This window comes from Marinobacter azerbaijanicus (genome assembly GCF_030250645.1).
GTDB lineage: Bacteria > Pseudomonadota > Gammaproteobacteria > Pseudomonadales > Oleiphilaceae > Marinobacter > Marinobacter azerbaijanicus.
This window is the reverse complement of the sequence record NZ_JASSVS010000038.1, coordinates 1-7,547: the sequence shown is the minus strand read 5'-3', so window position 1 is coordinate 7,547 and position 7,547 is coordinate 1. Positions and strand designations below refer to the sequence as shown.

General features: G+C 55.8%; 6 protein-coding genes. 1 reads left to right on the top strand and 5 read right to left on the bottom strand.

Going from position 1 to position 7,547, the window contains the following annotated elements; genetic code table 11:
• Positions 1-479: 479 nt before the first annotated feature.
• Positions 480-935, top strand: coding sequence for a hypothetical protein (locus tag QPM17_RS23185; RefSeq protein ID WP_285394117.1), 456 nt, complete (start codon positions 480-482; stop codon positions 933-935).
• A gap of 14 nt (positions 936-949) precedes the next feature.
• Here the strand turns inward: QPM17_RS23185 and QPM17_RS23180 are convergent, their stop codons facing one another.
• From QPM17_RS23180 to QPM17_RS23160, 5 genes are all read right to left on the bottom strand, one after another.
• Complete coding sequence (locus tag QPM17_RS23180; RefSeq protein ID WP_285394116.1) at positions 950-3,685, bottom strand: P-loop NTPase family protein; 2,736 nt, start codon at positions 3,683-3,685, stop codon at positions 950-952.
• A gap of 573 nt (positions 3,686-4,258) precedes the next feature.
• Positions 4,259-5,281 carry an RES family NAD+ phosphorylase gene (locus tag QPM17_RS23175; protein ID WP_285394115.1) on the bottom strand — a complete coding sequence of 341 codons (1,023 nt, stop codon included), beginning with the start codon at positions 5,279-5,281 and terminating at the stop codon, positions 4,259-4,261.
• A 5-nt stretch (positions 5,282-5,286) separates the two neighbouring features.
• Entirely contained in the window at positions 5,287-6,222 is a 936-nt protein-coding gene (locus QPM17_RS23170) for a sce7725 family protein (RefSeq protein ID WP_285394114.1), read from the bottom strand.
• Between the two features lie 7 nt (positions 6,223-6,229).
• On the bottom strand, positions 6,230-7,120 hold the full coding sequence (locus QPM17_RS23165) for a sce7726 family protein (protein ID WP_285394113.1): 891 nt from the start codon (positions 7,118-7,120) through the stop codon (positions 6,230-6,232).
• A gap of 306 nt (positions 7,121-7,426) precedes the next feature.
• The coding region (locus QPM17_RS23160; RefSeq protein WP_285394118.1) for a GMP synthase (glutamine-hydrolyzing) at positions 7,427-7,547 on the bottom strand (121 nt) is incomplete at its 5' end.

Genomic DNA, 7,547 nt, shown 5'->3' with positions numbered 1-7,547 from the left:
AGGGCTTTGGCTCGCCTTCGGCCACGGCCATCAGGGCTTCACCCTGGGCCCTGCCACCGGCGAACTGCTCGCCCAGATGATGGATGGCGAAGAAACAGCAGTGGATATGGCTCCGTTCCGGGTTGATCGGTTCTGAAGGTGAGCCCTCTATTCCACTACGAAAGCGGGCGCCTCAAGGGCGCCCGTTTTGTGATGGCTTCCCACGACTCCCCTGCCTCTTGGTTACCCCCCTTCTTCAGTAAAGAGCTCGACAGGCGGATACACCAGTTGCACTGAGCAGGTCTTTTGCAGAGGTGGTAGACATACTCTAGGCAGTTTCCCGATCCATGCCCTCCGGCGCGCCAATAATAACGCCCTTGGTGCCGCTGCGGATATCCGTGGTACAAACTATGGATACTAGTTACCGTCGGCAGCTAGATACCTGGGACGGCAGTAACCCATAATTTCTCGGTTAGGTGTGAAAAGGGTGAGAATAGGCCATGGCGCAGGACATTACGCCCCAAGAGGCGATTAAGCGGTTGGAGCAGCACTTCGGTGATCGCAAGGGCATGCTGATCCACACACTTATGCTATTGTCAACTTCAGGGCAGCCGGCGGATTTTACCTTTTACAAGCGAAAGCCGATCTTGAGCATACGTGTCAGCGCCAAGCTGGGCGTAGCGCAGCTTTACGGACTCAAAAACCACGTTCCTCGAGTGCTGAGGCGCATCGAGTTCTCGAACGGAATGGTCGCAAGCCTCAGTGAGATTTGGACTATAAATCCGATGCCCGTGGATGGCTTCACCCAAGAGGAACTCGACAACGTCGACCTGTCACTGGGAGAGCAGCGAGTGGGACCGCAGGGCGAGACCGTGCGCAAGATGATCCGCAAGACCTACCACTGTAAAAGCCATAAAGAAACGGATTATTATCTTCGGCGCTGGATAGCTTCGTAACCGAAATTGCTACATTAGGGCTTGTTCTGGTGATCGCTTAGCTTTAGCGGCATTTCCCATTGTGGTGGGGGCGGGTTCTCGCGAAGGTAGGCGATTAAAGCCCGCTGAGCTTGCAGCTCCAGCTGGCCTTGCTCATCAAGGCCCGATTCGTAAGGAAGTAGACGAGCCATCTCCGCCTCAGCCTCATCGATCTCACCACAATATGCAAGCACAACGGCATATTTACTGCGTACAGGAATGATTTGTCCGGCCAGCTTGAGGCCAACGATCGTGGGCATCAAATTGCGCTCGATGACATCGCGCGCGCCGATGTAGTCGTTCCTACCGATGAAGTCGTCGACCAACTCCTGCCCGACACGGACGAACGAATCGAGCGACTGCGCCATCGAGTAGAACTTCATGGCATGGATCGGCCCTAGACCAGGGAAATTACCCATTGCCTTGACTGCCTTGGACTGGAGATCTAACGCGTCGGCAAGGTGCTTCAGATCATCAGTATGGTCCTCTCCATCTTTCAGGAGCGAGTATATCTTGTCGGGATTCTGAGCCATCACGTCATTAATGGTGAGGCCGAGCACCCCGTAATATTCCGAGACGAGATCGAGCGTGATTGTCACACATTCATTCATCAGCCCGAGCTCGTACATCGCATGCGCGTAGTTGTATCGGGCAATACGGAGATACTGAGGAGTTTGAGGCAACACGCGGCTCAGGTCGCGCATGATAGCTCGGACCGTCGTGGCGTCCTGAGCGCGAGCCGCAAAGACCATGCGCTTCATCCCGACCGCAAGCCGCTCTTGCAGACCAAGCTTTTTCTTGCGGACAAGCTCCTCCATGCGGTCGAGTTTCTCCTCGATGCAGGCTTCATCACCAGCCTTGAAGTGTGCAAAGACGAGGCCATCAAGGGCCCAGAATCTATCCTCGGCGCTGACCTCTTCAGATTGTGCTGCGGCCGTAAGAAATTCGGCGATCTCATCCATGTAGCCGAGTTCATGGAACAGCTCGTCAGTGGCCATTTCCACCAGCGGTTTGATGTTTCCGAGGGCGACAAACATTCGGAGGAGCAGGAACACGCGTTGACGGTCATTCTCCTGCGGCAAAGTCGCGATTAAAAGGTCGCGGATCGCTTCCCGAGCCTTATGGAGGTGCTCACCGCCGCTTTCGTCCAGATATGCCCGCCCGAGTGGCCTCATCGCGTCATGAATCTTAAAACGATCGACGCCGAAAATCTGAATAGCACCGCTCGAGCGGAGTCGTCTGAAGGCTGCTGCTGTGGCTGCAGGTTCAAGGTCGAAGCTTCTCTTAAGGACGCCGGCGGCCTCGGTCTGCGTCAGAGGGACATCGCTGAGACTCAGCGCTGCGATCACCTGACGGGCAGTGTCATTCAACGCATCAAAAATATCAACGAGAATCAGCTCTTGGGCTGTTTCCACGACATGCGTACGCTCCTCTAGTGCGTCGACAAGGCGGCTCAAGTCGCCATCGTAACTTTCGCTCGCGATCTTCAGGGCGTTTTGCACGTAGAGCGGTAATCCACCCGTTAGTTGCAGTAGACGTTCGTAATCAGCGTAACTGCCGCGGCAGCCGACCGCAGCCCCCTCAGCGGCGGCAGTTTCGTTTGACCAGCCGACAAGCGGCTCCGCCTTGATTCCGACCGTCGCTTCGATCCGTGCGACTGACTGGCCAGGCTGTGCCAGAAGAACAAACCGCAATTGCTCCGACGCGCCCACCAAGGAGACGAGGTCTGCAGATGGTACGCGGTGGGCATTATCCAGCACGACGGTGGCGGTGAGCTGATCTTCGGCGAGGTGACAGCCAATCGCGAATAAGATTTCCGTTCCGCTAGCCCCGGGTAAAAGGATCTCACCAAGCTTACCGCCCCTTGCCCCATACATGCGGGCAGCTAGCTCCCGCGCTATGGCGCTGGCTAGAGCCGGGCCAGAAATATCAACAACGTCGTAATAGGCGAGGCGGTCGGTCGCGTGCAATGCGGTTTGCGAAACCCACGATGTTTTGCCGGCACCAGAGAAACCTACTATCAAGCGCACGCGTTGTTTGCCCGTGAGACTAGGTTCGCTGACCTGCGGGCGATAGCGAAGAGGCGGCGCCGGGAAATCCTGCAACTGAATCACAAGCTGCTCGAACAGGGATGGTAGATCAGCGACTGCGAATGCGTGGTTTGGATTGGGTTCGACACCGCCTGATGCGGCCATGACCCGGCCCACGAGTTTCCACACGAGAGTTTCTGGAGCCAGGACTGAAAATGGCAAGTTCTCAGCTGCCGCTCGGCAGTCTTCGAAGATGCCCTCTATCGTCACGAGAGGCTGAGGTAATACAACATCTGTTGTGGCCGACTCTGGGTAGAGCAGCATGACATCGGAGGGCCAGTCAGACGATGTAAGCCTCTTAGACAGGTCTGGACCTGGAGCGCTGTTGGAAACGATCGCAAATCGGCATGCACCTTGTCGTCGACCTTCGACGTGTTCGGCTCTGATCGCAACAAATCTCTCTAGAGCATCCTCAATATCGCTGAAAATCAGGTTAGCCGACCGCTTCTTGATCTGCGCGTAAATGCGTTCGTCGTGCCGAACCAATTCTACGTCTTCATCGTTTTCGACAACGACGCGAGTAAGGCCCACTCGAGACGCTCGAAACAGGCACGCAGCAGCATAAAGGTGCTGATACAGAAAGCCGCCATGAACAGCCTCGATCCGGGCGAGCTGGCGTGGGTCGAGATTGAACGTCTCCATGTCTCCATGTCTATCGGCGCCAAGGCGCACAGTGCAACAATTAGGCTCCAGGCAAGCCTGCTGCTGTTCGTATTAATGCTAGCGCAGCTGCTGCCGGGGGTCGCCGCGATGCTAGCTTAGCCCATACGCTGAGTAATTAACATAACTGAGACATAGAAGCCTTCCTGAATTTAAATAATTACTGCAGCGCTTTGGACCACACGGTAGCGAGCTCCGCGACAGCCTTGGAAAGGCGCCCGCCCCTGCCTACCCGTCATGAAGCCGGTTATCGGCCCCGCCCCCGACAAGGAGGGGCTGTGGCTCGCCCAGATGATGGGTGGCGAAGAACACGCGGTGGATTTGGCACCATTCCGGGTCGGTCATTCTGGATGTTTGGTCGAGCTAGCCAAGACGTTACAGAGGCGGCAGCGATGACAGCTATTGTTTTGATACTCGATTTCGCTCGACAGAAACAGTTCCGTAGCCATTCTCTCATGGTATGGAATAGACGCACCAAGCCTTGCGGGTCGGCTACGTCGTCCTGGATGGCGATCGCCGGACCTGAAGACTGGTCCGCGGTTATATTGTGGTTACTTAGGCAGAACCCACTGCAACCGACACCTTTGTGACATTGTAAAGCGTAACATTCCCACCGTCCGCCTGTTCGGGATTGAACAGAGCGAGATTGATACCGTCGCTGACTGAACTACGATAGACCACTCCGTCGAACCCGCTCTTCTTAATGAACTCACACAGGTACTGGCTCGGTATATAGTCGATCGCCGCCCCCGACGGCTGAACAGGTCGAGTCAATTCTTCACCCAAGCGCTCAAGGAACGGCAAGTCGGCGCGCAGCTGACCGATTGCGCTCGACTCTGACAGGATGAAGGGCGAAACGAGCTTGCGTGGATTGCGCAAGTCCACAGCCTTAATATTAGGGATCGTGAACTCGGCGACGCAAGCGACCTCGCCGGTATGAGGCCTGATCTCTGCCACAGCAGTTTCAGGAAGCGATCCTAGATAGAGGTAGGGGATTCCGGCCGGATTGGCCCGGCCGTTTGACGAGCGTCGCCTCGGCGGTGCGCCCATTCTCTCGATCGGGAAGACCTCATCATCTGTGCGGATGCGCGCGCGATACCATTGCAGGGGCAATGGCGGCGCTATCAGCATGTCGAGCAGCTGTTTGAGACGTTCTCCATCGATGGCTACGTCGAGAAACCAGCGATTGGCATACATCATCTCGTCGCGCAGCTTGTCCCACTGCGCGAGGCCTTCGCTTATATAGCTCACCGATGGGGCGAAACTGCGTCGGACGATCTCACCGTCATTGAGAATCTCGCCGAGCAACTCCTTAGCGTGGGCAATGTCCATACGTTGATGGCTGAAGAGCAGCCAGTCTTCCTTCATCCATTCGACTAGCGACTTCCCGTCCTCACTCGGCTCATATACATTGACTAGGAGTTCGAAGTAGTCGGCCAGCTTTTCCGGCTCAATGAGCTGGGTATCAGTGGTCCCACAGAAATCGCATGTCCCATGGCCGGGATCAAGGGTTGGGAAGAGTTGATCGTGCAGGCCGCGATCGTCGAAGCACTCCGGGCAACAGAAACGCTTTGCCATGCCGATCAGCCAAAATGGTGCGCAAGTGTCTCGATGTGGTGCTTCATCGAGAGTTTTTTGACGTAGCCTAATCCCGGGAAGTGGCCTTTAGCATGAAGAACGCGAAACTCCTCGATCGCTTCGGTCTCAAGAATATGGGAGGTGCCGCTATCCAGTTTCGCGATTAGCTTCGCAAGCGCCTGAGCGAACTTGCCGGCGGGATCGGTCGGTGTGTCCTTCGTGTCCGAAACGAAGTGATAGATGTACATAACATCGTCCTTGTCAGGATCGATGAAGGTCAGGTGGATCGCAACGGCATAGGCTGGACCGCCGCCCTCAGTGTACGCATCGCCGACCATCAGAAAATCGCCAAAACCCGCCATGCCGAGATCGCCATAGGTTACATGAAGATCCGAGAACTCCTCCATCTCCGGATAGTCGGCATTGCGTTGCCGCTTGAAACCGTCACGCACAAGGATACGCGTGCTCTGGTCGAAATGTTTCCGGTAGAGAAGCTTTGCATGATCTTCGACAAAGACGTTGGTGAGGCCAGGGATGCTGTCGTCTAGTGCGGCCGCCAGCGCCTTGGGTGCGGTGAAGCCCGCGTGGACTAGAACAGGATTATGAGAGGCATGTTGGCCATAGCAGGCCATTACCTCTTCGACTTTCATGTCATTACGCAGCAGGATGCCAGCGGAGATATTACCAACACCGGTAAAGTCTTCTTGTAGGAGGCAGGTAATGTTCGTTCCGTCTTCCTGATGGTCACCGTGATAGGGGTTCACGATAACAATTGCGCGCCCGCCTGCGGCGCATACGGCACTCAAGGTCTTCTTGAGGCCGCCAAGAGACTCGCGCACCGGCTCAATCACAGGTACAAAGTTCATTTTAGCGAGCAATTCAGCCATCTCGCGGATCGTGATAAGTTCGAATTGTTTACCGCGGAAATAGGGATGGTACATACGTCGGTCAGCTCCAGGTCATGGCCGCTTGCAGTGGGGTCGCGATGGCGTCGACCAGTCTCGAATGATCAGAACGGTGTACCGATACTGACAGCGCCGCAGCTTGCAAGGACTTGGGCAGACGGTCGACTAAGTCGCCAAGAGGTGCAAGATCGCGCGTCCGCTTGAGCGTCCGCACCATTTCTACATGTAGAGCAACCGGATCTAGCGTGGCGAAAAGGTCACGCATCGCGGCGTGCCTCTTCGTATTGGGGACCTCAGGCACCATCACGCCCATCGCCTTCAAGATTGCCATGCCTTCGGCCATGCGCAACGACTCAAAGACAGTCACCGGACAGATTCGCGCCGGGCAGTCTACCGCTTCGCGTACTGTCGTGATCCGGTAGCGCTTGGAAAGGCACATCACCCCCACATCGTCCGGGACCGTTTCTAGTACACCTTCGATATGGCCTTCGCTCGTGATCACACTCACTTTTGCGAAAACGCGCTTATAATTCTCGACCTGATTGGCGAGCCGCGCAAGCGAATCCCTCTCCGACTTGATTTCATAGACGGTCGCAGTGCCATTCAAGATGACAAGATCAGCCTTGCTGCTGCCGACACGAAACTCATTGAGCATAGAGGCTGTGCGGAGCGAGTGCGTCCCCATCAACACTTTTTGACTGACCGCCGCTCGATAGATGTATTCGTCGCGGTGCCCCGCGATCTGCAAAATCTCGAATGCGGAGTCGAAAGTGTCGCCGACAGTCGCGTGCGGGCCGGCATGCTCAATAAGATCGGTCTGCCCGAGCAGCCGACGGAATAAGCCTGATTGACCTTTCTTCGCCATTTCACGGAAAACGGCGGCAGAGAACAGCCGGGTCAGAGCAGACAGTTGCGATGCACTGTAGATCTTCATGCTCCCCACTTTACCGCCTATGATTTCGCTGAAACTGTTCGCATCATGGACAACGGCCTTCAGGAGTACATTTTACGCCCCAGCCCACATGAGCGAGTCACGCTACTGATCTAAACGTTAGTCTTAGGTCGAGACGCACGGTATCAGTTATTACCCATGTACCATGACTTGATCATACCAGCTCAGATGCCACGCTCAAGCGGCCCTTGAAGATGAAAAAAACCGCAAGACAGCACCAAAGAAAAGGAAAAAGCCCATAAAACATGGGCTTAACAATTCCATTGCCAGCTACCCCTTACGCGTGCCTCACTCCCACTCGATCGTCGCGGGCGGCTTGCTGCTCACATCGTAGGTCACGCGGGAGACGCCGCGGATCTCGTTGATGATGCGGTTGGAGACTTTCTCCAGCAGCTCGTACGGCAGGTGC

Excerpts from the sequence above, each read along its gene's own strand:
- QPM17_RS23185 (WP_285394117.1), top strand. The coding sequence starts at position 480 with ATGGCGCAGGACATTACGCCCCAAGAGGCGATTAAGCGGTTGGAGCAG.
- QPM17_RS23180 (WP_285394116.1), bottom strand. The coding sequence starts at position 3,685 with ATGGAGACGTTCAATCTCGACCCACGCCAGCTCGCCCGGATCGAGGCT.
- QPM17_RS23175 (WP_285394115.1), bottom strand. The coding sequence starts at position 5,281 with ATGGCAAAGCGTTTCTGTTGCCCGGAGTGCTTCGACGATCGCGGCCTG.
- QPM17_RS23170 (WP_285394114.1), bottom strand. The coding sequence starts at position 6,222 with ATGTACCATCCCTATTTCCGCGGTAAACAATTCGAACTTATCACGATC.
- QPM17_RS23165 (WP_285394113.1), bottom strand. The coding sequence starts at position 7,120 with ATGAAGATCTACAGTGCATCGCAACTGTCTGCTCTGACCCGGCTGTTC.